At 68.0% G+C, this 23,046-nt stretch carries 16 protein-coding genes; 13 read left to right on the top strand and 3 right to left on the bottom strand.

Annotated features, from left to right (window positions below):
- The first annotated feature begins 36 nt into the window (after positions 1–36).
- Entirely contained in the window at positions 37–594 is a 558-nt protein-coding gene (locus ACFFJK_RS13930; RefSeq protein WP_379679897.1) for a PEP-CTERM sorting domain-containing protein, read from the top strand.
- Positions 595–675: 81 nt separating this feature from the next.
- Here the strand turns inward: ACFFJK_RS13930 and ACFFJK_RS13925 are convergent, their stop codons facing one another.
- The 3 genes from ACFFJK_RS13925 to ACFFJK_RS13915 all read right to left on the bottom strand — a co-directional run bounded on the left by ACFFJK_RS13925 (position 676) and on the right by ACFFJK_RS13915 (position 6,364).
- On the bottom strand, positions 676–1,530 hold the full coding sequence (locus ACFFJK_RS13925; RefSeq protein ID WP_379679896.1) for a MaoC/PaaZ C-terminal domain-containing protein: 855 nt from the start codon (positions 1,528–1,530) through the stop codon (positions 676–678).
- Positions 1,530–4,100 (bottom strand): cyanophycin synthetase, encoded by a 2,571-nt coding sequence (cphA, locus tag ACFFJK_RS13920; protein ID WP_379679894.1) that lies wholly within the window; start codon positions 4,098–4,100, stop codon positions 1,530–1,532. The genes ACFFJK_RS13925 and cphA overlap by 1 nt, the downstream gene beginning before the upstream one ends.
- Before the next feature lie 89 nt (positions 4,101–4,189).
- Positions 4,190–6,364, bottom strand: coding sequence for a cyanophycin synthetase (locus ACFFJK_RS13915; protein ID WP_379679893.1), 2,175 nt, complete (start codon positions 6,362–6,364; stop codon positions 4,190–4,192).
- A 322-nt stretch (positions 6,365–6,686) separates the two neighbouring features.
- Here ACFFJK_RS13915 and ACFFJK_RS13910 point away from each other — a divergent pair, with 322 nt between their 5' ends.
- The 12 genes from ACFFJK_RS13910 to ACFFJK_RS13855 all read left to right on the top strand — a co-directional run bounded on the left by ACFFJK_RS13910 (position 6,687) and on the right by ACFFJK_RS13855 (position 22,932).
- Positions 6,687–8,963, top strand: coding sequence for a cyanophycin metabolism-associated ABC transporter (locus tag ACFFJK_RS13910; RefSeq protein ID WP_379679892.1), 2,277 nt, complete (start codon positions 6,687–6,689; stop codon positions 8,961–8,963).
- Position 8,964: 1 nt separating this feature from the next.
- Entirely contained in the window at positions 8,965–9,432 is a 468-nt protein-coding gene (locus ACFFJK_RS13905; protein WP_379679891.1) for a cyanophycin metabolism-associated DUF1854 family protein, read from the top strand.
- Between the two features lie 60 nt (positions 9,433–9,492).
- Positions 9,493–10,560: an SDR family oxidoreductase gene (locus ACFFJK_RS13900; protein WP_379679890.1), complete on the top strand. Its 1,068-nt coding sequence runs from the start codon at positions 9,493–9,495 to the stop codon at positions 10,558–10,560.
- 100 nt (positions 10,561–10,660) lie between these two features.
- A complete protein-coding gene (locus ACFFJK_RS13895; RefSeq protein WP_379679888.1) occupies positions 10,661–11,545 on the top strand; it encodes an alpha/beta hydrolase family protein in 885 nt (294 codons plus the stop codon).
- Between the two features lies 1 nt (position 11,546).
- Complete coding sequence (locus ACFFJK_RS13890; RefSeq protein ID WP_379679887.1) at positions 11,547–12,023, top strand: MarR family winged helix-turn-helix transcriptional regulator; 477 nt, start codon at positions 11,547–11,549, stop codon at positions 12,021–12,023.
- A 148-nt stretch (positions 12,024–12,171) separates the two neighbouring features.
- On the top strand, positions 12,172–12,708 hold the full coding sequence (locus ACFFJK_RS13885) for a pyridoxamine 5'-phosphate oxidase family protein (RefSeq protein WP_379679886.1): 537 nt from the start codon (positions 12,172–12,174) through the stop codon (positions 12,706–12,708).
- A gap of 29 nt (positions 12,709–12,737) precedes the next feature.
- Positions 12,738–13,985: a glycosyltransferase gene (locus tag ACFFJK_RS13880; RefSeq protein WP_379679884.1), complete on the top strand. Its 1,248-nt coding sequence runs from the start codon at positions 12,738–12,740 to the stop codon at positions 13,983–13,985.
- A gap of 82 nt (positions 13,986–14,067) precedes the next feature.
- Positions 14,068–16,620, top strand: coding sequence for an excinuclease ABC subunit UvrA (locus tag ACFFJK_RS13875; RefSeq protein WP_379679883.1), 2,553 nt, complete (start codon positions 14,068–14,070; stop codon positions 16,618–16,620).
- 126 nt (positions 16,621–16,746) lie between these two features.
- Positions 16,747–20,244: a response regulator gene (locus ACFFJK_RS13870; RefSeq protein WP_379679882.1), complete on the top strand. Its 3,498-nt coding sequence runs from the start codon at positions 16,747–16,749 to the stop codon at positions 20,242–20,244.
- The gene (locus tag ACFFJK_RS13865) at positions 20,244–21,119 is read left to right on the top strand and encodes a CheR family methyltransferase (protein WP_379679881.1); all 876 of its coding nucleotides are present in this window, start codon (positions 20,244–20,246) and stop codon (positions 21,117–21,119) included. The genes ACFFJK_RS13870 and ACFFJK_RS13865 overlap by 1 nt, the downstream gene beginning before the upstream one ends.
- Positions 21,116–21,721 carry a chemotaxis protein CheB gene (locus ACFFJK_RS13860; RefSeq protein ID WP_379679879.1) on the top strand — a complete coding sequence of 202 codons (606 nt, stop codon included), beginning with the start codon at positions 21,116–21,118 and terminating at the stop codon, positions 21,719–21,721. The genes ACFFJK_RS13865 and ACFFJK_RS13860 overlap by 4 nt, the downstream gene beginning before the upstream one ends.
- Positions 21,718–22,932 (top strand): hybrid sensor histidine kinase/response regulator, encoded by a 1,215-nt coding sequence (locus ACFFJK_RS13855; protein ID WP_379679878.1) that lies wholly within the window; start codon positions 21,718–21,720, stop codon positions 22,930–22,932. The genes ACFFJK_RS13860 and ACFFJK_RS13855 overlap by 4 nt, the downstream gene beginning before the upstream one ends.
- Positions 22,933–23,046: the final 114 nt, after the last annotated feature.

Here is a 23,046-nt window from a genome sequence, read left to right as displayed (position 1 = left end):
GCAATACCAACCATCCACACCATTACTAGGACAGAAATGAAACTCCTGAAATCCCTTCTGCTGACCGTGGGCGTCGCCATGTCGTTTGCTGCCCAGGCTGCCACCATCAATTTTTCCGATTACTCGGGTTCGCTGGCTTCGGTGGGCGACGTACACTTTTCGCTGGCTGGTGACGGCGAACAGGGAACGCCATCGGTAGAAGGCGGATATCTGTTCAATTCCATCGACGGCCCCACTTATCCGACCAATTCGATCCTCAAGCTTGCTTTCGACAAGAACGTCACCGGCGTCAAGTTCGTATTCGATATCTTCGGCTACCGCACTACCCCGACCTGGTCGCTCTACGATGCGAATCGCACGCTGATCAGTTCCGGCTCGCTGTCAACGCATGCCGACACCTTCTATGACGTCTCGCAATTCAGCAATGTCCGCAGCCTGGAGTTCTACAACGGCGGGAACAACTGGTATTTCGGCATCAAGCAACTCGAGTACGCGGTCCAGGCCGTGCAAGTGCCGGAACCGGGCATCCTGCCTCTGCTGGGCCTGGGCATTGCCGGCTTCATGATGGCGCGTCGTCGCAGCGCCGCCAAATAATCGCCTGCTAAACGCCAGCTAAGCGCCGGCCTGCGCTACCAGGCGGGCGCCCGGCCGGATGCCTGGGGCCTGGGCACCGGCTCATGCCAGAATGCAGCGTCCCGTCACCGCCGGCTTGCCGCCGGCCTCGACCAGGAAGTCGCCGGGCTCGGCACCGGTGCGCAGCGATACGCTGCTGCCCAGCGCCACCGGCGCGCGGAAGCGGCAGGCGATGCCGGTGGCGTGCCTGCCCGCGTGTTTCTCCAGCTCCGCGCACGCGGCCGCCAGCGTATGCATGCCGTGGATGATCGGTGCACGCATGCCCATCAGGCGCGCGCTCCAGCCGACCAGGTGGATCGGATTCCAGTCGCCCGACAGGCGCGCGTAGCGCCGGCCCGCAGCGCCGTCCAGCGTCCACTGCGCCACCGGCTCGCCGGCAGGCGCGTCGGGCGTTTCCGCCCGCTGGCCGTCGCGCCGGGCGCCGCGCCGGATCAGGTAGGTACTGGTGCAGGTGAAGACGGAAATGCCGTCCGCGCTGCCGGTCGTTTCGAGCGCGCAGCGCAGGGCGCCGTTGGCGGAGGGCGGCAGCAGGCGCAGCACGGTGCGCAGGGCGAGCGGCCGGTCCGGGTTCACCGGGCCATGTTCGGCCAGCGTATTGTCCATGTGGACCAGGCCGACGATACGAAACGGGAAGCCCGGTTCCAGCATCGTCGCCAGGTGCGCGCGTTGCGCGATGAGGTACCACCAGGTGACGGGAATGCGTTCACCCGTGAAGCCGAAGGCGGCGCGGTAACGGGCGACCTCGTCCCGCGGCAGACGGTCGAGACGATACAGGGTCTCCAACGGCGGCATGCCGGCTTGGCGATGACGCTGCGGACGCTTCAGCAGCGCCCGCAGCAGCGTGACCGGGCCCATGGCCGGCAGCGCCGGCGCATGGACATGTTCGTGGGCGGGCATCAGCCTTCGGCCACGCGCCGGGCGATGTGCGCCAGCGCCGCGTCCACCTGGTCGATCAGGATCAGGCACAGGTCGCCGGGCGCCAACCGCGACAGGGCGCGGTCGATGGCGACGAATTCGCCGTTGATTTCCTCGACATGGCTGGTGCGGGTGGCGCCATCGAGACCCTTGCGCAGCAGGGCGATCACCTCGCCGTCGGCGCGGCCGCGCTGGCATTGGTCCTGGTACAGCAGCACCTCGTCGAAAGCCTTGCCGAGGATTTCGGTTTGCTGGGTGATGTCCTGGTCGCGGCGGTCGCCCGCGCCGCTGATCACGACCGAACGGCGCTTGCCCGGCATGCCGTCGACCGCATTGACCAGCGCGGCGATCGCATCCGGATTGTGGCCGTAGTCCGCGATGACGGTGGCGCCGCGGTAGTCGAACACGTTGAAGCGGCCCGGCGCATTGTCGCTCTCGCCGACGAAGGTCTTCAGGCCCAGGCGGATCTTGTCCCAGTCGATGCCCACGGCCCAGGCCGCTGCCACCGAGGCCAGCACGTTCTCGACCTGGAAGCCGACCGTGCCGTTACGGGTGATCGGCACCTCGCCCAGCGGCACACGATGCTCGACATTGCCCCGGGCGGCGACCAGGTGGCCATCCTCCACGAACACGACGCGGCGGCCCTGGGCGCGGTGCATCGTCATGATCGCGTTGCCGACGTCGAGCGCGAAGAAGGTCACGTCGCCGCGGGTGACTTCGGCCATCGCGGCCACCACGGGGTCGGCGGCGTTCAGCACGGCCATGCCCCCGATCGCCACGTTCTGGACGATCACGCGTTTCAGCACGGCGAGGTCTTCCAGCGTGGTGATGTAGTTCAGGCCGAGGTGGTCGCCGGCGCCGATGTTGGTCACCACCGCCACCTGGCAGCGATCGAAGGCCAGGCCTTCGCGCAGCAGGCCGCCGCGCGCGGTCTCGAACACGGCCGCGTCGACGTCCGGGTGCAGCAGCACGTTGCGCGCGCTGCGCGGGCCCGAGCAGTCGCCGCTGTCGATGCGGCGGCCTTCGATGTAGACGCCGTCGGTGTTGGTCATGCCGGTGCGCAGGCCGGATGCGGTGAGCAGGTGGGCGATCAGGCGCACGGTGGTGGTCTTGCCGTTGGTGCCGGTGACGGCCACCACCGGGATGCGGCCGTCGTCGCCGTCCTCGAACAGGGTATCGACGATGGCTTCGCCGATCGGGCGGGGCTTGCCGAACGAGGGCGACAGGTGCATGCGCAGGCCCGGCGCGGCGTTGACCTCGACGATGCCGCCGCCTTGCTCCTCGATGGGTTTCAGGACGCTGTCGCACACCAGGTCGACACCGCAGATGTCCAGGCCCACCATGTGCGCGGCGGCGATGCAGCGCTCGGCGACTTCCGGATGCACGTCGTCGGTCACGTCGGTGGCGGTGCCGCCGGTGGACAGGTTGGCGTTATTGCGCAGCACCACGCGCTGGCCCCTGTCCGGCACCGAGTCGGCGTCCAGGCCATGCGTGGCCAGCGTGGCCAGGGCGATGTCGTCGAAGCGGATCTTGGTCAGCGAGGTCGCATGGCCTTCGCCGCGGCGCGGGTCCCTGTTCACCTGCTCGACCAGCTCGCGCACGGTATGCACGCCATCGCCCACCACCTGCGGCGGGTCGCGGCGGGCACAAGCCACCAGCTTGTCGCCGATGACCAGCACGCGGTAGTCGTGGCCCGGCAGGTAGCGCTCCACCAGGATGTCGTCGCGGAACTCGGCGGCCGCGTGGAAGCCGGCCACGAGCTGCTCTTTCGTCGTGACGTTGACGGTCACGCCCTTGCCCTGGTTGCCGTCCTTCGGCTTGATCACCACCGGCAGGCCGATCTCGAGGGCGGCGGCCCAGGCGTCCTCCGGGTCGCTCACGCTGCGGCCGTTCGGCACCGGCACGCCGGCGGCGTCCAGCAGCTTCTTGGTCAGTTCCTTGTCCTGGGCGATGGTCTCGGCAATGGCGCCGGTGGCGTCGATCTCGGCGGCCTGGATGCGGCGCTGGCGGCTGCCCCAGCCGAACTGCACGAGGCTGCCCTCGGTCAGGCGGCGGAACGGGATGTTGCGGGCGCTTGCTGCCTGCACAATGGCGCCGGTGGACGGGCCGAGGCGCACGTCCTCGTCCAGTTCGCGCAGGCGCGCCAGTGCCCCGGCCAGGTCGAACCCGGTATCGTTGCGGGCGGCGTCGAGCAGCTGCTGCGCCAGCTCCAGGGCCAGGCGGCCGACGTCTTCCTCGCTGTACTCGACCACTACCTGGTAGATGCCGCGCTCGACGGTGGCGGTGGTGCGGCTGAAGGTGACGGGACAGCCGGCTTCGGCCTGCAGGGCGAGCGCCACGCGCTCGAGCACCTGGGCCAGCGACACTGTGTCGTCATGGCCATAGGGCTGCAGTTCGCCCACCTGCGGGAAGCGCGCGCGCAGGCGCGTTTCGAAGCCGGCGAGCTGCCCGATCGATTCTTCGTCAAGGGTGCAGGCGACGATCGCCTCCACCGAGGTGTGGTGGCTCCAGAGGTTGGGGCCACGCAGGGCCCGTACGCGAGATACTTCCATAAACCTTCAGTCCTTTCGGGGCGCGACGCCAGGCTGCTGCAGCCGGTGCGTGGGGCGCCAGGCTCCGGCACAGGCCGGGCCATTCATATTTAGTAGTTCGTTTTCTTCGGGGTGGCGTCGAACGCGCGCAGGCCGCCGCAGATCAGGTCCGGGGGCACGCCCAGCGCCCAGGCCGCGGCCACCGCGGCCAGCACGCTGTCCGGGTGCCTGACGGTGGCCGGCGGGATCTTCGCCAGGTCGAGCAGCGTGGTTTCCTCGCTGCCTTCGGCCAGCGTGATGCGGTTGTCGCGCAGGAACACCACGCGCTCGCCGCTGGCACGGTGCGCCGCCACCACCGGATTGTGCTCATCCAGCGCGTAAAAGATCACGCGGCCATCGGACAGTTCGGCCAGTGCCGCCACGGCTTCATTCGCGGCGTTGAGCACCGCAGCGCCTTCCGGCAGGATCACGTCGACCTGGCTGCGGATCACGTTGCGCATGCCGTCCTGGTCCCGGATGTGGAACTCGGCGACATCGTCCAGGCCTTCCATGTCGGTGACGATGCCGACCAGGCAGCGGTCGTAGGGCAGGCCCTCCGACAGGATCGAGCGCGCGTTCGATTCGAACACGGCGGTCTGCACGGTGCGGTTGATCAGGATGCGCTGGCCGGCCTCGAAGCCGGTCGAATCGCGGTTGGAGACTTCGCGCGCGTCGAGGTACAGTCCTTCGCCGTTGGCCACGCCGACATGCTTGCCGGTGATGTGCACCAGGCAGCCCACCAGGCGTGCGATCAGGCTGGTGCCCAAGGTCCCGGTCACGCCCACGACGGGGATACGGCCAGTCTCTTCTTCCGCGAACAGGTGGTCGATGATCGCCTTGCCGACCTTGCGCGGCTGGCCGCTGGCCGGCTTGATGTGCGCCAGCAGGCCCGGGCTCGAATTGACTTCGATGATCGCGCCGCGCTGTTCTTCGAGCGGGCGCGAGATGTCCTCGCACACCAGGTCGATGCCGGCGATGTCCAGGCCGACGATGCGCGCGGCCAGGGACGCCGCATGCGCGACCGAGGGGTGGACCTGGTCGGTGACGTCGTCGGCGACGTTGCCGTTCACCTGGATCAGCACCTTCTGCCCAAGCTGCGGCACGGAGCCGGGCGTGAGGCCCTGGCGCTTCAGGTCAAGCATGATTTCACTGTCGTGCGGGTTGACGCGGCCGAGCGGGTGTTCCTCGCTCTCGCCGCGGCGCGGGTCGGTGTTGATCTGGCTGTCGCACAGTTCGATGACGCTCGAGCTGCCGTCGCCCGTCACCCACAGCGATTCGCCCTTGGCGGCGGCGACCACTTCGCGGCCGACCACCAGCAGGCGGTGCTCGTTGCCGGGAATGAAGCGCTCGACCAGCACCGAGGCGCTGTCGCCGGCTTCCGAGGCGATCGCATAGGCAGCAAGGACCTCGGCCTCGCTCATCAGGTTCAGCGTCACGCCGCGGCCGTGGTTGGCGTCGACCGGCTTGAGCACGACCGGCAGGCCGATATCCTGCGCTTCTTCCCAGGCTTGCTCGGCACTCCTCACCAGGGCGCCTTCCGGCACCGGCACGCCGCAGGAGGCGAGCAGGGTCTTGGTCAGGTCCTTGTCGCTGGCGATGCCTTCGCCGATGGCGCTGGTGCGGTCGGTCTCGGCGGTCCAGATGCGGCGCTGTGCGGCGCCGTGGCCGAGCTGCACCAGGTTGCCCTCGGTGAGGCGGATCGAGGGGATGCGGCGGTCGGTGGCGGCGTCGACGATGTGCGCCGTGGACGGGCCCAGGCAGTGGCGGTCCACCAGCTCGGTGAGCTGCTTCACCGTGCCGGCCATGTCGAACGGCGTGTCGTTGATGGCGGCCATCATCAGGGCGTGGCCGGCTTCGAGCGCGGCGCGGCCGACGACCGGATCGCGGGTGCGGAAAGCCATCTTGTAGATGCCGTGCTCGCCGGTCGAGCGGGTCTTGCCGAAGCCGGTCTTCATGCCGGCCATGTTCTGCAGCTCGAGCACGACGTGTTCGAGGATGTGGCCGGCCCAGGTGCCGTCGCGCAGGCGCTCCAGGAAGCCGCCGCGGTGGCCGACGCCGCAATGGTGTTCGACCAGGCCCGGCAGCCAGGTGCACAAGCGTTCGGTAAAGCCGGGCAGGGTGTTCGAGGGGAAGTCTTCGAGTTCGCCGATGTCGAGCCAGGCTTCGATCACGGGGCGGTAGGTCCAGATGTTCGGGCCGCGCAGGTGGGTTACGCGGAGGAACTTGATGTCGTTCTTCTTGTTCATGAAAAAATGTCTTTGCCAACGAACGAAGCGTGCGCCGCCGGCCTTTACCTTTAGTTGCCTGCCTGCCGCTACGGTAACCGAAAGGCGGTGTTCCATAGCGCACATCATGTATACTTGCCGGCCCGAAGTTTAGGTGCCGAACGTTTCCCTGTCAGTTGTGGTTATTCCTGTCATCCAAAAGATGAGCAGAAACGTTATCCCCGTTTGTGCAGCGCCTTTGTGTTGCACATAACGCAAACGGGCATCCCGGCAGTCCTGTGCGCTGCCAAGCCGCAATGTTGCAATCCCTCCAGAACCTATGCCTGAATCTCGGGCGCACTACATGACAACTCAACAACCTGCTATTCCGTCGTCCTTGGCGGTTTCCGCCAGTTTTTTGCCTGAGCACTGGCAAAATGACGTTACGAAACAGCTTGCACCAGGGGAAAACGTTTTGACCGGTGTCGAGGTTGACCTCGACGCAAAATTACGTTTCATCAAAGGTCTGGTGGTGGTGACCGACCGTCGCCTGCTGGCGCGCGCCCCGGGCGAGGCCACCTGGCGCGAGTGGGGCTACCGTTCCGGCCTGGAACTGCGCCACCACGACCATGCCGGCGTCGGCCACCTCGACCTGGTCGATACCGAGGGCCTGCTGGCGTCCTGGCGCTTCACGCTCGGCCAGAACCTGCACGCGATCCGCGTGGTGGACCATTTCAACCAGCAGGCCAGGAGCCATGCCACGGGCGTGCCCGTGGTGCCGCCGGACCAGCACACCTGCCCGACCTGCAAGGCGCCGCTCGAAGCCGACGACGCCGAGTGCGCCGTCTGCGCCAAGGTGCTGCACACCCCGCCGTCCACCTGGACCCTGTTCCGCTTGTGGCGCTTCGCCAAGCCGTACAAGGGCCAGCTGCTGCTGGGCTTCCTGCTGATGGTGGGCTCGACCGGCGCACACATGATTCCGCCCTACCTGACCAAGCCGCTGATGGACAACGTCCTGATTCCCTACCAGAACGGCGAGATCATCGACACCGCGCTCGTCTATTTATATATGGGCGGCCTGTTCGCGGCGGCGGTGCTGGCCTGGGCGCTGGGCTGGGGCAAGACCTACGTGCTGGCGCTGGCGTCCGAGCGCATCAGCGCCGACCTGCGCTCGACCACGTATGAACACCTGCTGCGCCTGTCGCTGGAATATTTCGGCGGCAAGCGCACCGGCGACCTGATGGCGCGCATCGGCAGCGGTTCGGACCGGATCAGTGTCTTCCTGTCGCTGCACCTGCTCGACTTCCTGTCGGATGTCCTCCTGATCATCATGACGGGCGTGATCCTGTTCACCATGAATCCCTGGCTGGCGCTCGTTACCCTGGTGCCGCTGCCGTTCATCGCCTGGATGATCCACGTGGTGCGCGACAAGCTGCGCACCGGCTTCGAGAAGATCGACCGCGTGTGGGGCGAGGTGACCAACGTGCTGGCCGATACCATCCCCGGCATCCGCGTGGTGAAGGCCTTTGCCCAGGAAAAGCGCGAAGCGGCGCGTTTCCGCGAAGCCAACAAGCACAACCTGGCCGTCAACGACAAGCTGAACAAGGTCTGGTCGCTGTTCTCGCCGACCGTCTCGCTGCTGACCGAAATCGGTTTGCTGGTGATCTGGTGCTTCGGCATCTGGCAGGTCTCGCGCGGCGACATCACGGTCGGTACCTTGAGCGCCTTCATCGCCTACAGCGGCCGCTTCTACGTGAAGCTCGATTCCATGAGCCGCATCGTGTCGGTGACGCAGAAATCGGCCTCGGCCGCCAAGCGCATCTTCGACATCCTCGACCACGTCTCGAGCGTGCCCGACCCGGTCAACCCGGTGAAGGTCGACAAGGTGCTAGGGAACATCGAGCTGCGCGAAGTCGGTTTCCGTTACGGCAATCGCGCGGTCAACCGCGGCATCTCGCTCAAGATTCGCGCCGGCGAGATGGTCGGCCTGGTCGGCCACTCGGGTTCGGGCAAGAGCACCCTGGTCAACCTGATCTGCCGCTTCTACGACGTGGCCGAAGGCGCGATCCTGCTCGACGGCCAGGACATCCGCACCTTCGCGGTCAGCGACTACCGCCGCCACATCGGCCTGGTGCTGCAGGAGCCTTTCCTGTTCTTCGGCACGATCGCCGAGAACATCGCCTACGGCAAGCCGGGCGCGACGCGCGAGGAAATCATCGCGGCGGCGCGCGCGGCGCACGCCCACGAGTTCATCCTGCGCCTGCCGCAGGGCTACGACTCGATGGTCGGCGAGCGCGGCCAGGGCCTGTCGGGCGGCGAGCGCCAGCGTATCTCGATCGCGCGCGCGCTCTTGATCGACCCGCCGATCCTGATCCTGGACGAAGCGACGTCCTCGGTGGACTCGGAAACCGAAAAAGAGATCCAGAAGGCGCTCGACAACCTGGTGAAGGGGCGCACGACGATTGCCATCGCCCACCGCCTGTCCACGCTGCACAAGGCCGACCGGCTGGTGGTGCTGGACCGCGGCGTGGTGGTGGAAGAGGGCAGCCACGACGAATTGATGGCGGTTGACGGGGCCTACCGCCGCCTCTACGAAGCGCAGGCGCGCAACGTGGACCAGGATCCGGACGACAAGGAATAACATGAGCACGACCTTTGCATTGCGCCGAGACAGTTTCGGCAAGCTGGTGCTGACCACGCTCGACGGCGAAGAGCACGTCGGCGTCATCCCGGTGCGCGCCTTCCCGATCCAGGCGCCGACCAAGGGCATCTCGATGGTGCGCGACGGCGGCAAGGAAGTGGCCTGGATCGACGACCTGGACGCCGTTCCGGAACAGATCCGCAGCCTCATCCGGGAGGAGATCGAAGGGCGCGAGTTCATCCCCGAGATCCTGGCCATCAAGGACGTGTCGAGCTTTGCCACGCCGTGCACGTGGTTCGTGAAAACCGACCGCGGCGACACCGAGTTCGTGCTCAAGGTGGACGAGGACATCCGCCGCATCGGCGAAAGCTCGCTGCTGATTTCGGACAGCCACGGCATCAACTTCCTGGTGCGCGACATGTTCCGCATCGACAAGCACAGCCGCAGGATCCTGGACCGCTTCCTGTAGAAACGCGGTTTTCACCAGTCCGTGCTATGGTCTTTTCCCTCATGGACAAGGGAGGCGGCGATGGCACGAACGGCACTGGTGGTGGGCGCAAGCGGTATCGGGGGCAACTACACGGCCCGGGCCTTGCTGGCGGAGGGCTGGACCGTCCACGGGCTGGCGCGCCGGCCCGGCAATGATATTCCCGGCATGCTGCCGGTTGCCGCCGACCTGCTCGACGAGGCCGGCCTGGCCGCCGCGCTGGCGGATGTTTCTCCCACCCACGTCTTCATCACCACCTGGATGCGCCAGGCCACCGAGGCGGAGAACATCCGCGTCAATGCCGCCATGGTGCGCAACCTGCTGTCCGCACTATCGGGTAAACAATCGGTGCGGCACGTGGCCCTGGTCACCGGCCTGAAACACTATCTTGGTCCGTTCGAGGCCTACGCCGCCTCCGGCACCTTGCCCGACACCCCGCTGCGCGAAAGCCAGCCGCGCCTGCCCGTCGAGAATTTCTACTACGCACAGGAAGACGAGGTCTACGCCGCCGCCGAGCGCGACCGCTTTACCTGGACCATCCACCGGCCGCACTCGATCATCGGCATGGCCGTCGGCAACGCGATGAACCTCGGCACCACGCTGGCCGTGTACGCCACCATCTGCAAGGAAACGGGACGGCCTTTCCAGTTTCCGGGGTCCGAAGCGCAGTGGAAGGGCCTGTCCGACGTCACCGATGCGCGCATGCTGGCCAGACAGCTGGCCTGGGCTGCCGACACCGACGCCGCGCGCAACGAAGCCTTCAATATCGTCAACGGCGACCTGTTCCGCTGGAGCTGGCTGTGGGGGCGCATTGCCGACTGGTTCGGCGTCAAGGCCGCCGGCTTCAACGGGACCGTCCAGCCGCTGGAAGTGACGATGTCGGGCAACCAGGGCCTGTGGGCGCAGATCGCCGCCCGCCACGATCTGGCCGAGCCGGACCTCGACCGCCTGGCCTCGCCCTGGCATACCGACCTCGACCTCGGTCGTCCGATCGAGGTGATGACCGACATGGCGCGCAGCCGCAAGCTCGGCTTCACGGCTTACCAGGCGACCGACGAATCCTTCTTCGACCTGTTCGGCCAGTTGCGTGCGGCGCGCTTGATTCCCTAGCCGAGCCGGTGCCCGGCAAGCCGGCCTTGCCGCGAGCGCCGGCTTGCACGAGGGGCCGGCCAGTGCTAGAGTCGTTAACACGTTAACGAATTCCCCGGCCATGAGACCCGAGCACTTCTCCATTCCTGCCGGCGGCAACGCCGTCGGCGCCAGTTGCTGGACCGTGCCCGGCGCGGTCGCCACCGTCCTGCTGCACCCGGCCACGGCGGTCACGCAAGGCTTTTACGCATCCTTTGCCGGTTACCTGGCCCGGTCCGGCTTCAACGTCGTCACCTACGACTACCGCGGCACCGGACGTTCGCGTCCGCGCAGCCTGCGCGGCTTCCGGGTCACGATGTCGGCATGGATCGACGAGGATGTCGCGCTGGTGACGCGCTGGGCCGAGGCGCGCTTTCCCGGCCTGCCGCTGCTGGCGGTCGGCCACAGCGTCGGAGGGCATGCGATCGGCCTGTCGCCCGAGACGGCCAAACTGCGCGCGGCCGTGCTGGTCGCTTCCCATGCGGGCGCCACCCATACCGTGCGCGGCGTCGCCGAGCGCTGGCGCGTGCGCTTCGTGCTGCGCGTGCTCGCTCCGCTGCTATGCGGGGTGTTCGGCTACATGCCGGGGCGCCGCATCGGCCTGGGCGAAGACCTGCCGCGCGGCGTCATGCTGCAATGGGCCGGCTGGACCGCGCTGCCGCGCTACTTCTTCGACGACCCGGCGGTCGACGCGGCCCGGCGCATGGCGCGCGTGACGGCGCCACTGCTGGTGCTGGGTTTCGACGACGATCCGTGGGCGAATCCACAGGCGGTGGACATGCTGGCCTCGCACCTGGTCAACGCACCGGTCCACCGCAACACCGTGCGCCCGCGCGAGGCCGGCGTGCCCGCGATCGGGCACATGGGATTCTTCCGGCGCCGCTGCGAAGCCGTTCTGTGGAAGGAAGTGGCCGCCTGGCTGCTGCTCCATGCGCAGCAGGCGCATCCGGCGCATGCCAGCCGCTAGGATGTCGAGCACCAAAATGCCGGCCGCCGGTACGCCGGCCGCCAGGCCGCGCCTGGTCCAGCTGCTCGGCCGCGCGCAGCGGGCGGTCCAGCGCTGGATCGAAACGCGTCCGGAAGCGTGGGAAGGCGCCAGCGCGGCGCAGGCCGGGCTGCTGTTCGTGCTGAAGTCGCGCAAGGGGCGGCCCGCGGCGATCGGAGAAATCGCGCAGGAACTGGGCGTGGCGCCGGCGGCCGTGACCAACCTGTCCAAGCGCATGCAGGCAGCCGGCCTGGTCGAGCGCGTGGCCGACGCGTCCGACGCACGGCTGACGCGCCTGCGCATGACCGAGCAGGGCGCGCAGGCCGGCATGCGCGCCGGCGACGTGCTGGTCGAGCTGAACGGGCGGCTGGCGCAGGGTTTTACCGCGGAGGAAATACAGACGGTCGCGCGCTGGCTGGCCCAGGCGGCAGCGCTGGAGCAGGACCTGCCGGGAGATTGACCGGGGCGCGTAGCCCGGGGCGCGCATGTCCGGAGTTGAACCGCGTTCCCGTCCCGTCTTGACGCGCAGTGTTCGCGCGTTCACATACATCCCTGCGCCGCACAGGTAGAGTCCTCCCATCCGCCGTCCCGGCGCCAAGGAGACTCCCATGGATTCCATCAACCGCAACCAGCCCGAAGTCAACCGCCGCGACCTGAGCGGGAGCGCGGCCGTCGAGCGCCTCAAGGAGATGGTGGACGATGCCGAATCGTGTTTCTTCGTGACCCAGTCCGGAACCGGGCCGAACCGTGGCGTGCGCCCGATGAGTGTGCGCGAGGTCGACGATGCCGGCCAGCTGTGGTTCCTGAGCGCCAACGACAGCCACAAGAACGCCGAGATCGCCGCCAATCCGTCGGTCAAGCTCTATTTCCAGAAGAATGCGCACGCCGGTTTCCTCGAAATCGACGGCTATGCCGAGGTCGTGGGTGACCGCGCGCGCATTCACGGCCTGTGGAGCTTCATGCTGAAGACCTGGTTCACCGAAGGCGAGGACGACCCGCGCATCACGGCCATCCGGGTGATCCCGCGCCTGGGCTACTACTGGGACAACAAGCACGGCGACGCGGTGGCCGGCGCCAAGGTGGTGGTCGGGGCCGTCATCGGCAAGACGCTGGACGATTCGATCGAAGGCACGCTCACGTTCTGAGGCGCAAGCAGCATGACCGACCCTGCGGCATGATCCACTTCGTCGTCGTCACCATCGGCTCGGCCGGCGACCTGTTTCCCTTCATGCGCGTGGCCCTGGCGTTGAAGGAGGCCGGGCACCGGGTCAGCATGCTCGGCCCGACCCAGCACGCGCCCTTCGTGGAGGGGGCCGGCTTGCCGTTCCACGGCCTGCCGGCCGACGAGGCGGTGCTCGACCATCCCGACCTGTGGCATCCGACCCGCGGCTTGGCCGTGGTCTGGAATGCGACGCGGCCGGCAATGGCGCGGATCCCGGAAATCGTCGGCGCACTGCCTCCGGACGAGCAGGTGCTGCTGCTGGCGCATCCGCTGGCGCTGCCCGAGGCCGACCTGTGCCGCGCGCGCCGTCCGGGCCTGAAGGTGGCGGCGGCCTACCTGGCGCCCTCGAACCTGCCGACGGTGCACGATCCGCTCATGCTGGGTCCGTATCCGGTGCCGCGCTGGGTGCCGCTCGGGGCGCGACGCTGGCTGTGGCGGCGCCTCGGCGATGCGTTGATCAACCCGGTGGCCCTGCCGGACGTGAACGCGGCCCGCGCCCGGTGCGGCCTGGCGCCGGTCGCGGACCTCGTCGGTTACATCGTCGGCGTGCCCGACCTGTCGATCACCCTGTTTCCGGAATGGTTCGCCCCGACCCAGCCCGACTGGCCGACGCCGCTCGTGCGCGGCGATTTTCCCCTTTACGATCCGACGCCGGAGGCCCGGTTGGCCCCCGAGGTGGCGCGCTTCATCGAAGCCGGCGCGCCGCCGGTCGTGTTCACGCCGGGCACCGGCAACCGCCAGGCCGCGCACTACTTCCGCTGCGCGCTGGACGCCTCGGCCCGGCTGGGCCTGCGCGCCATCTTCCTGACCCCGCACCGGGACCAGTTGCCCGCGGCGCTGCCGTCGCCCGCGCTCTGGCAGGACTATGTGCCGCTGCGCGTCCTGCTGCCGCACGTGGCCGCCCTGGTGCACCACGGCGGCATCGGGACGACGGCCGAAGCCCTGCGCGCCGGCACGCCCCAGCTCGTCGTTCCCCTGGCGCACGACCAGTTCGACAACGCGGCCCGGGTGCAGGCCCTGGGCGCCGGGACGAGCTTGCGGGCGGCGCGCCTGACGCCTGGCCGCCTGGTGGCGGCGCTGCGCCGGGTGACCGGCGACCGGACCGCGCTGCGGGCCGGGACCGTGAGCCGCAATTTCCACGCCCGGGAGGGGATCGAGCGGGTGTGCGAGCACCTGGTCGCCCTTGCCGGCGAGGGCTGACGAGCGCTACTGTTGGAGAGCGCACCGTCAGGCCGGTAGCAAAGGGCGATAATGCGCCATCGTCCAGGAAGGCGGGAAGCGCATGCGCAACAAAGACAATCGAACGCCGATGGCCGGCGAAAGCCGGGCAGGCTATGTGCGGGTGCGCGGCGCCCGCGAGCACAACCTCAAGAACGCCGACGTCGATATCCCGCGCGGCGCGCTGGTCGTGTTCACCGGGGTGTCCGGTTCCGGCAAGTCCTCGCTGGCCTTCGGCACCCTGTACGCCGAGGCCCAGCGGCGCTACCTCGAATCGGTCTCGCCCTACGCGCGCCGCCTGTTCCACCAGATGCCGGTGCCGGAAGTCGACGAGATCGACGGCCTGCCGCCGGCGGTGGCCCTGCAGCAGCAGCGCGGCTCGCCCACCGCGCGCTCGTCGGTGGGCAGCGTCAGTACCCTGTCGAACTCGCTGCGCATGCTGTACTCGCGTGCCGGCGACTATCCGCCGGGGCAAGCGTTGCTGTATGCCGAATCGTTCTCGCCGAACACCCCGGAAGGCGCCTGCCCGCAGTGCTCGGGCCTGGGCCGCGTGTACGAAGTGACCGAGCAGTCGATGGTGCCGGACGACTCGCTCACCATCCGCGAGCGGGCGGTGGCGGCCTGGCCGCCGGCCTGGCACGGCCAGAACCTGCGCGACATCCTCGTGACCATGGGCTTCGATGTCGACACGCCCTGGCGCGATCTGCCGAAGAAGGACCGCGACTGGATCCTGTTCACCGACGAGACGCCGACGGTCCCCGTGTATGCCGGCCTCACGCCGCAGGAAACGCGGGCGGCCCTGGAGCGCAAGGACCCGCCGAGCTACCAGGGCACCTTCACCGGCGCGCGCCGCTACGTGCTGCAGACCTTCGCCAACACCGAGAGCGCCTCGATGAAGAAGCGCGTGGCGCGCTACATGGTCTCGACCGAATGCCCGCTGTGCCGCGGCAAGCGCCTGCGCCAGGAGGCGCTGGCAGTGACCTTTGCCGGCATCGACATCACCGAGCTGTCGCGCATGCCGCTGGCGCGCCTGGCCGAGCTCCTGGAACCGTACGCCGCGGGCGGCGCACGGCGCGACAAGGCGCGTGCCAGGGAGCACCCGGAACAGATGATCGTTACGCAGCGCATCGCCCAGGACCTGTGCGCCCGCCTGCGCGTGCTGCTCGACCTGGGCCTGGGCTACCTGGCGCTCGAGCGCAGCACGCCGACCCTGTCGCCGGGCGAACTGCAGCGCCTGCGCCTGGCGACGCAGGTGCGCTCGAACCTGTTCGGCGTGGTCTACGTGCTCGACGAGCCTTCCGCCGGCCTGCACCCGGCCGATACCGAGGCGCTGCTCGACGCGCTGGCCCAGTTGAAGAGCGCCGGCAATTCCTTGTTCGTGGTCGAGCACGCCCTGGACGTGATCCGGCGCGCCGACTGGATCGTCGACGTGGGTCCGGCTGCGGGCGAGCGGGGCGGGCAGGTGCTCTACAGCGGGGTGCCGGATGGCCTGAAAAACGTGGCGCAGTCGCAGACCCGCCGCTACCTGTTCAATGAAGCGCCCGTGGAAAAACGCACGCCGCGCGAACCGGCAGGCTGGCTGCGCCTGGAAGGGGTGAGGCGCAATAACCTGGACAAGGTCGATGCCGCCTTTCCGTTGGGCGTGCTGACGGCCGTCACCGGGGTGTCCGGATCGGGCAAGTCGAGCCTGGTCAGCCAGGTGCTGGTCGAGCTGGTCGGCGCGGCGCTCGGCCAGGCGGCGCCGGAAGCCGAGGCGCCCGAGCTCGACGAGCCGGGACTGGAACAGGAGGCGGCCCTGCCGCTCGAGGGCCGCATCGTCGCCGGCATGGAGGGAATACGCCGCATGGTGCGGGTCGACCAGAAGCCGATCGGGCGCACGCCGCGCTCGAACCTGGCGACCTACACCGGCCTGTTCGACCAGGTGCGCAAGCTGTTCGCCGCCACGCCGGACGCCAGGAAGCGCCGCTACGACGCCGGCCGCTTCTCGTTCAACGTGGCCAAGGGCCGCTGCGAACATTGCGCGGGCGAAGGCTTCGTGATGGTCGAGCTGCTGTTCCTGCCGAGCGTGTATGCGCCGTGTCCCACCTGCGAGGGCGCGCGCTACAACGCCAAGACCCTGGAAGTGAGCTACCGCGGCAAGAACATCGCCCAGGTGCTGGGCATGACGGTGGGCGAGGCCATCGCCTTCTTCGAGGGCGAGCCGCTGGTCGAGCGCTCGCTGGAGGTGCTGGCCGAGGTGGGACTGGACTACCTGCGCCTGGGCCAGCCGGCCACGGAACTCTCCGGCGGCGAGGCGCAGCGCATCAAGCTGGCGGCCGAACTGCAGCGGGCAGGGCGCGGCAACACCCTGTACGTGCTGGACGAGCCGACTACCGGCCTGCACCCGCGTGACGCCGACCGGCTGGTGCTGCAGCTCAACCGCCTGGTGGATGCGGGCAATACCGTCATCGTGGTCGAGCACACGATGCGGGTGGTGGCGGGCTGCGACTGGGTGATCGACGTCGGGCCGGGGGCCGGCGACGAGGGCGGCAGGCTGGTGTGCGCCGGCCCGCCCGCGGAGGTGGCGGCCTGCCGCGCCAGCCGCACGGCGCCCTACCTGGCGGCGCAGCTCGGCTGAACTGCCGGCGTCTCGATATATTTCTGTAATGACAATTGCGATGCCAATTCGTAATTCAATTGTGTGACCGGAAGTGGAGGGCGTGCGTTACACTTAGGATATTTTTGTCCTGAGATTTCGTCGCGAATGCCCGGTCCAACCATCGATAATTCACAGTTTCGCCGCATCCTGAGCCGCAACGTCGCCCTGCCGCTGGCGCTGAGCGTGGTGACGGCGATCGTCTTCGTCGGCATCATCGCCTACCTGATCAATGTGCTGAACCGGGTCGAGCATTCCGAGCGCGTCATCGGCAATGCCCAGGAGGTCAGCAAGCTGTCGGCCGAAATGGAAACCGGCATGCGCGGCTACCTGCTGGCCGGCGACGAGTCCTTCCTGTCGCCCTACCTGCTGGCGCTGCAGCGCGTGCAGACCGGCCTGGGGGCAATCGGCGAGATGGTGGACGACAACCCGGCCCAGGTCGAGCGCGTCAAGCGCATCCAGGCGGCGCAGCTGCAGTGGAAGGACTTTGCGGCCCAGATGATCGAGCGCCGCCGCCAGAACGATCCCGCCTACATCGAGGCCGTGCGCAGCGGTCGCGGCAAGATCCTCACCGACGAGATGCGGCGCACCTTCGAGGAGTTCCTGGACCAGGAACGCCGCCAGCTGCGCGAGCGCAACGACGAGGCGCGCCGCGTCACCACCTGGTCGGTCGCGAGTTTCCTGCTGTTGAGCCTCCTGGTGGGGGGCGGCCTGGCCATGTTCGGGCGCCGCCAGCTGGTGACCCTGTCCAGTTCCTACCAGGAGACCCTGGAGCACGAGGCGGAACACAATGCCCAGCTGCGCCACCAGGACTGGCTGCGCACGGGCCAGGCCGAACTCGCCACGCTCAGCGCCGGCATCCACGCGCTCGAGCCGCTCGCCGACGCCGTGCTCACGCACGTCACGCGCTACCTGGAAGGCGTGGTCGCCGCCATGTACGTCAACGGCGAAGACGGCGTGCTGCGCCGCATCGGCGCCTACGGCTTCGCTTTCGATGCGGCCGACGACGCGCAGGTGCTGATGCCGGGCGGTTCGCTCGCCAGCCGCGCCGTGACGGAGAAGCGGGTGCTGGTGCTGCAAGACCTGCCGCCCGGGTATATCAAGGTGGCCTCGGCGCTGGGCGAGACGCCGCCGCGCGAGCTCCTGATCGCGCCGGTGCACAACCACGGCAAGATCAAGGGCGTGATCGAGATCGGCTTCCTGCATCCGGTGACGGAGCGCGACCGCGAATTCATGACGCTGATCGCCCCGGCCGTGGGCGCCTCGATGGCGGCCGTGCTGTACCGCCTGCGCCTGCAGCATGCGCTGGAAGAGACGCAGACCCTGAACGAGGAACTGCAGGTGCAGCAGGAAGAGCTGCGCACCGCCAACGAGGAGCTCGAGGAGCAGTCGCGCGCGCTGGAAGAATCGCAGACCGCGCTGGAAAACCAGCAGTCCGAGCTGCGCGCCACCAACGACCAGCTGGCCGAGCAGGCGCTTCACCTCGACATGAAGAATGCCTCCTTGAGCGCAGCCCAGGAGCAGCTGCGCCAGCGCGCGCTGGAACTGGAGCGCGCCAGCCGCTACAAGTCCGAATTCCTGGCCAATATGTCGCACGAGCTGCGTACGCCGCTCAACAGCTCGCTGATCCTGGCCAAGCTACTGGCCGACAACGCGGCCGGCAACCTGAACGACGAGCAGGTGCGCTTCGCCCAGACCATCTATTCGGCCGGCAACGACCTGCTGCACCTGATCAACGACATCCTCGACATCTCGAAGGTCGAAGCCGGCAAGCTGGAACTGCTGCCGGAAGAGGTGCCGTTGCGCCGCATGGTCGAGGGCATGGCGCGCACCTTCGAGCTGCTGGCGCGCCAGAAGAAGCTCGACTTCAGCGTCACCGTCGAGCCGAACGTGCCGCCCACCATCACGACCGACCGCCAGCGCGTGGAACAGATCCTCAAGAACCTGCTGTCGAACGCGGTCAAGTTCACCGACAGCGGCAGCGTCGCGATGACGGTGTCGGTGACGCCGGAGGGCTGGGTGCAGTTCGGCGTGCGCGATTCGGGCATCGGCATCGCCCAGGACCAGCAGGACAAGATCTTCGACGCCTTCCACCAGGCCGACGGCACCACCAGCCGCCGCTTCGGCGGCACCGGCCTGGGCCTGTCGATTTCGCGCGACCTGACCAACCTGCTGGGCGGCAGCCTGAACGTGTCGAGCAAGCCGGGCGAGGGCAGCCTGTTCACCCTGAGCCTGCCGCGCAGCGGCGCGGTGGCGGCGACCCCGCCGCCGGCGCCGGCGCTGCCGTCGGCGCAGGCGCCGGCCTCCAGCGCGGCGTTCCCGGCAGCCGCAGCGGTGCAGGGAGCAGCCGCGGCTGCCGGTACGGCCGACGCCGAGCCGCCGGCCACCTTCCCCGATGACCGCGACCTCCCGGCAGAGGGTGCGCGCACCGTGCTCGTGATCGAGGACGAACCGGAATTCGCGCGCATCCTGTTCGACCTGGCGCACGAACTCGACTACCGCTGCCTGGTGGGGCTGAGCGCCGGCGAAGGCCTGGCGCTGGCGGCAAGCCAGAAGCCGGACGCGGTGCTGCTCGACATCCGCCTGCCGGACGGCTCCGGCCTGTCGGTGCTGCAGCAGCTGAAGGACAATCCGGCCACCCGCCACATCCCGGTGCATGTGGTGTCGAGCATCGAGAACGGCGGCGAGGCGCTGCACCTGGGCGCGATCGGCTATGCACTGAAGCCGACCTCGCGCGAGCAGCTGGAAGAGGTGTTCCGCAAGCTGCAGGAAAAATCGAGCCAGAAGATCAAGCGCGTGCTGCTGGTCGAGGACGACGAGCGCCAGCGCGAGAGCGTGGTGCAGCTGATCGCCGACGCCGACGTCGAGATCGCGGCGGTCGGCACCGGGGGCGAGGCCCTGGCCCTGCTGCACGACCGGATCTTCGACTGCATGATCATCGACCTGAAGCTGCCCGACATGCAGGGCAGGGAGCTGCTCGAGCGCATGTCGGCGGAAGAGCTGTGCTCGTTCCCGCCGGTGATCGTGTACACCGGCCGTAACCTGACCCGCGACGAAGAGGCCGAGCTGCTCAAGTATTCGCGCTCGATCATCATCAAGGGCGCGCGCTCGCCCGAGCGCCTGCTCGACGAGGTGACCCTGTTCCTGCACAAGGTGGAAAGCGAGCTGTCGTCCGAGCGCCAGAACATGCTCAAGGCGGTACGGGGACGCGACCGCGTGTTCGAAGGGCGTACCATCCTGCTGGTGGACGACGACGTGCGCAACGTGTTCGCCCTGACCAGCGCGCTGGAGTCGCGCGGGGCGAAGGTCGAAGTCGGCAGGAACGGCTTCGAAGCCATCGCCAAGCTCGACGAGGTGCCGCAAATCGACCTGGTGCTGATGGACGTGATGATGCCGGGCATGGACGGACTGGAGGCGACGCGCCGCATCCGCGCCGACGGCCGCTTCGACCGCCTGCCGATCATCGCGATCACGGCCAAGGCCATGAAGGACGACCAGGAACAGTGCCTGGCCGCGGGGGCCAACGATTACCTGGCCAAGCCGATCGACCTGAGCCGCCTGTATTCGCTGCTGCGCGTGTGGATGCCGGCACTGGAGCGCATGTAATGTCGGAACCCAAGCTGCCGAACCTGCTGCCGCTTCAGGACGTGCCAGCTGCGCCGCCGGAAGACTTCGACATCGAGCTGAAAATGCTGATGGAAGCGGTCTACCTGAAGTACAACTACGACTTCCGCGACTATACGGGCGCCTCCCAGAAACGCCGCATCCTGGTCGCCATGCGCGAAATGGACTGCGATACCGTGTCCGCCCTGCAGGCCAGGGTGATGCACGAGCCGAGCGGCTTCGCGCAGCTGCTGCAGTACCTGACGATTCCCGTCACCGAGATGTTCCGCGACCCCGAGTACTGGCTGGCCCTGCGCGAGCAGGTCGTGCCGTTCCTGAAGACCTACCCGTCGCTCAAGCTCTGGGTGGCCGGCTGCAGCACCGGCGAGGAAGTGTATTCGCTGGCGATCCTGCTCAAGGAGGAAGGCCTGCTCGAGCGCAGCATCATCTACGCGACCGATATCAACCCGGAGTCGCTGGAGGCGGCGCGCAAGGGCGTGTTCGCGCTGGAGCGCATGCGCACCTATACCGAGAACTACCAGCGCGCGGGCGGCAAGAGCGCCTTTTCCGACTACTACACCGCGGCCTACGACGGCGCGCTGTTCGACCGCGTCCTGGTCGAGAACGTGACCTTCGCCGACCACAGCCTGGCGACCGACAGCGTGTTTTCGGAAACCCACTTCGTCAGCTGCCGCAACGTGCTGATCTACTTTAACCGCAAGCTGCAGGACCGCGTGCTCGGCCTGTTCCATGAATCGCTTTGCTACCGCGGCTTCCTCGGCCTGGGCAGCAAGGAGAGCATCGAGTTCTCGCGCTATGCCGACCGTTTCGACGTGCTGTCGCGGCGCGAGCGCCTCTACCGCAAGGGGGCGCTGTGACGACCCAGTCACAGGTCTGCCTGGCCTTGGCCGGCCGCAGCGTCGAGCTGGTGGTCATCGGCGGCTCGGCCGGCGGCGTCGACGCCCTGGTCGGGCTGCTGCCGGCGCTGCCCACGGGCTTCGGCCCGGCCGTCACCTGCATCCTGCACGTGCCCGCCGACCGCGAAAGCCGCCTGGCCGAGCTGTTCGGCATGCGCAGCGCGCTGCCGGTGCGCGAGGCACGCGACAAGGAATCGGTCGAGCCAGGCATCATCTATTTTGCCGGCGCGGGCTACCACCTGTCGATCGAGCGCGACCGCACGTTCTCGCTCAGCTGCGAGCCGCCGGTGCACTTCGCGCGCCCGGCGATCGACGTGCTGATGGAGTCCGCCGCCGACGCCTACGGCCCGGCGCTGGCAGGCATCCTGCTCACCGGCGCCAACCATGACGGCGCCGAGGGCATGCGCCGCATCCGCGCGCGCGGCGGGCTGACCGTCGTGCAGGATCCGCTTGAAGCACAAGCGAGCACCATGCCCGAGGAAGCCATCCGCCGCTGCGCCCCGCACCTCGTGTTGCCCCTGTCCGGAATCCGGGCACTGCTTCCCCAGTTGGAGAAACCATGAGCGTCCAAGACCCAAGCAAACTCCTGATCGTCGACGACCTGCCGGAAAACCTGCGCGCCCTCGACGCCCTGATTCGCGGCGAGGAGCGCCTCGTGTTCCAGGCCTCGAACGGTGACGAAGCGCTGGCGCTGATGCTCGAGCACGAGTTCGCGCTCGCCATCCTGGACGTGCAGATGCCCGGCATGGATGGCTTCGAACTGGCCGAGCTGATGCGCGGTACCGAACGCACCCGCAACATCCCGATCGTGTTCGTCTCGGCCGCCGGGCGCGAGCTGAACTATGCCTTCAAGGGTTATGAGACCGGCGCGGTGGACTTCCTCTACAAGCCGCTCGACTCGGACGCGGTGCGCAGCAAGGTCAACGTGTTCGTCACGCTCGACCAGCAGCGCCGCCAGATGCAGCGCCAGATGGCGGCACTGGAGCGCAGCCGCCAGGAACAGGAAACCCTGCTGCGCGAGTTGAACCAGACCCAGGAAGAGCTGCAGCGCTCGCTGCGCATGCGCGACGAATTCATGTCGCTGGTGGCGCACGAGCTGCGCACGCCGCTCAACACGCTGTTCCTGGAAACCCAGATGCGCAGCTTGCAGCTCAAGCGCGGCACGCTGGCCACCATCAACCCGGACCAGTTCGACGCCATGATCAAGCGCGACGAGCGCCAGATCAAGGCCATGATCCGGCTGATCGACGACATGCTCGACGTCTCGCGCATGCGCAGCGGCCAGCTGTCGATCCGCCCGGCGCAGGTCGAGCTCGTCACGTTGCTGGAGCGGGTCGTCAGCGACCTGTCGCTGCAGGCGGCCGCCACCGGCAGCACGCTGACACTGCGCGAGCATCATCCGGTGCAGGGTTGCTGGGACGAGTTCCGCATCGAGCAGGTGGTGGTCAACCTGCTGACCAACGCGCTGCGCTACGGCGGCGGCCAGCCGGTCGAGGTCAGCGTGCAGTACAACGGCGACACGGTGCGCATCGACGTGCGCGACGAGGGCAAGGGCATCGCCCCGAGCGACCTGGAACGCATCTTCGAACCCTACGAGCGCGGCGCCCGTAACGGCGAGCCGAAGGGGCTGGGACTGGGCCTGTACATCTCGCGCCAGCTCGCGATCTCGCACGGGGGCGAGCTGACGGTGACCAGCAAGCCGGGGGAGGGCTCGACGTTCAGCCTGGTGTTGCCGACCTGCGAGCAGACGGTGCCGGCAGCAACCACCGCCTGAACTCGTCTATAACGTAGGCTGGTCGGCTTCGCCAACCAGCCTACGAAAACCATCCTGTCACACGAACCCGCTATCCTCCCCAATCGAAGCGCGGGTTGCACACCGCTGTCATTT

The sequence above is a fragment of the Massilia consociata genome (genome assembly GCF_042432755.1).
In the GTDB taxonomy this organism is placed as follows: domain Bacteria; phylum Pseudomonadota; class Gammaproteobacteria; order Burkholderiales; family Burkholderiaceae_D; genus Telluria; species Telluria consociata.
The sequence above is the reverse complement of the archived record's forward strand: the minus strand, read 5'-3'. Positions and strand labels throughout refer to the sequence as shown.

Coding starts and splice junctions, on each gene's coding strand:
- ACFFJK_RS13870 (WP_379679882.1), top strand. CDS start 16,747: ATGCCCGGTCCAACCATCGATAATTCACAGTTTCGCCGCATCCTGAGC.
- ACFFJK_RS13915 (WP_379679893.1), bottom strand. CDS start 6,364: ATGAACAAGAAGAACGACATCAAGTTCCTCCGCGTAACCCACCTGCGC.
- ACFFJK_RS13900 (WP_379679890.1), top strand. CDS start 9,493: ATGGCACGAACGGCACTGGTGGTGGGCGCAAGCGGTATCGGGGGCAAC.
- ACFFJK_RS13865 (WP_379679881.1), top strand. CDS start 20,244: ATGTCGGAACCCAAGCTGCCGAACCTGCTGCCGCTTCAGGACGTGCCA.
- ACFFJK_RS13930 (WP_379679897.1), top strand. CDS start 37: ATGAAACTCCTGAAATCCCTTCTGCTGACCGTGGGCGTCGCCATGTCG.
- ACFFJK_RS13910 (WP_379679892.1), top strand. CDS start 6,687: ATGACAACTCAACAACCTGCTATTCCGTCGTCCTTGGCGGTTTCCGCC.
- ACFFJK_RS13875 (WP_379679883.1), top strand. CDS start 14,068: ATGCGCAACAAAGACAATCGAACGCCGATGGCCGGCGAAAGCCGGGCA.
- ACFFJK_RS13885 (WP_379679886.1), top strand. CDS start 12,172: ATGGATTCCATCAACCGCAACCAGCCCGAAGTCAACCGCCGCGACCTG.
- ACFFJK_RS13925 (WP_379679896.1), bottom strand. CDS start 1,530: ATGCCCGCCCACGAACATGTCCATGCGCCGGCGCTGCCGGCCATGGGC.
- ACFFJK_RS13880 (WP_379679884.1), top strand. CDS start 12,738: ATGATCCACTTCGTCGTCGTCACCATCGGCTCGGCCGGCGACCTGTTT.
- ACFFJK_RS13895 (WP_379679888.1), top strand. CDS start 10,661: ATGAGACCCGAGCACTTCTCCATTCCTGCCGGCGGCAACGCCGTCGGC.
- ACFFJK_RS13855 (WP_379679878.1), top strand. CDS start 21,718: ATGAGCGTCCAAGACCCAAGCAAACTCCTGATCGTCGACGACCTGCCG.
- ACFFJK_RS13905 (WP_379679891.1), top strand. CDS start 8,965: ATGAGCACGACCTTTGCATTGCGCCGAGACAGTTTCGGCAAGCTGGTG.
- cphA (WP_379679894.1), bottom strand. CDS start 4,100: ATGGAAGTATCTCGCGTACGGGCCCTGCGTGGCCCCAACCTCTGGAGC.
- ACFFJK_RS13890 (WP_379679887.1), top strand. CDS start 11,547: ATGTCGAGCACCAAAATGCCGGCCGCCGGTACGCCGGCCGCCAGGCCG.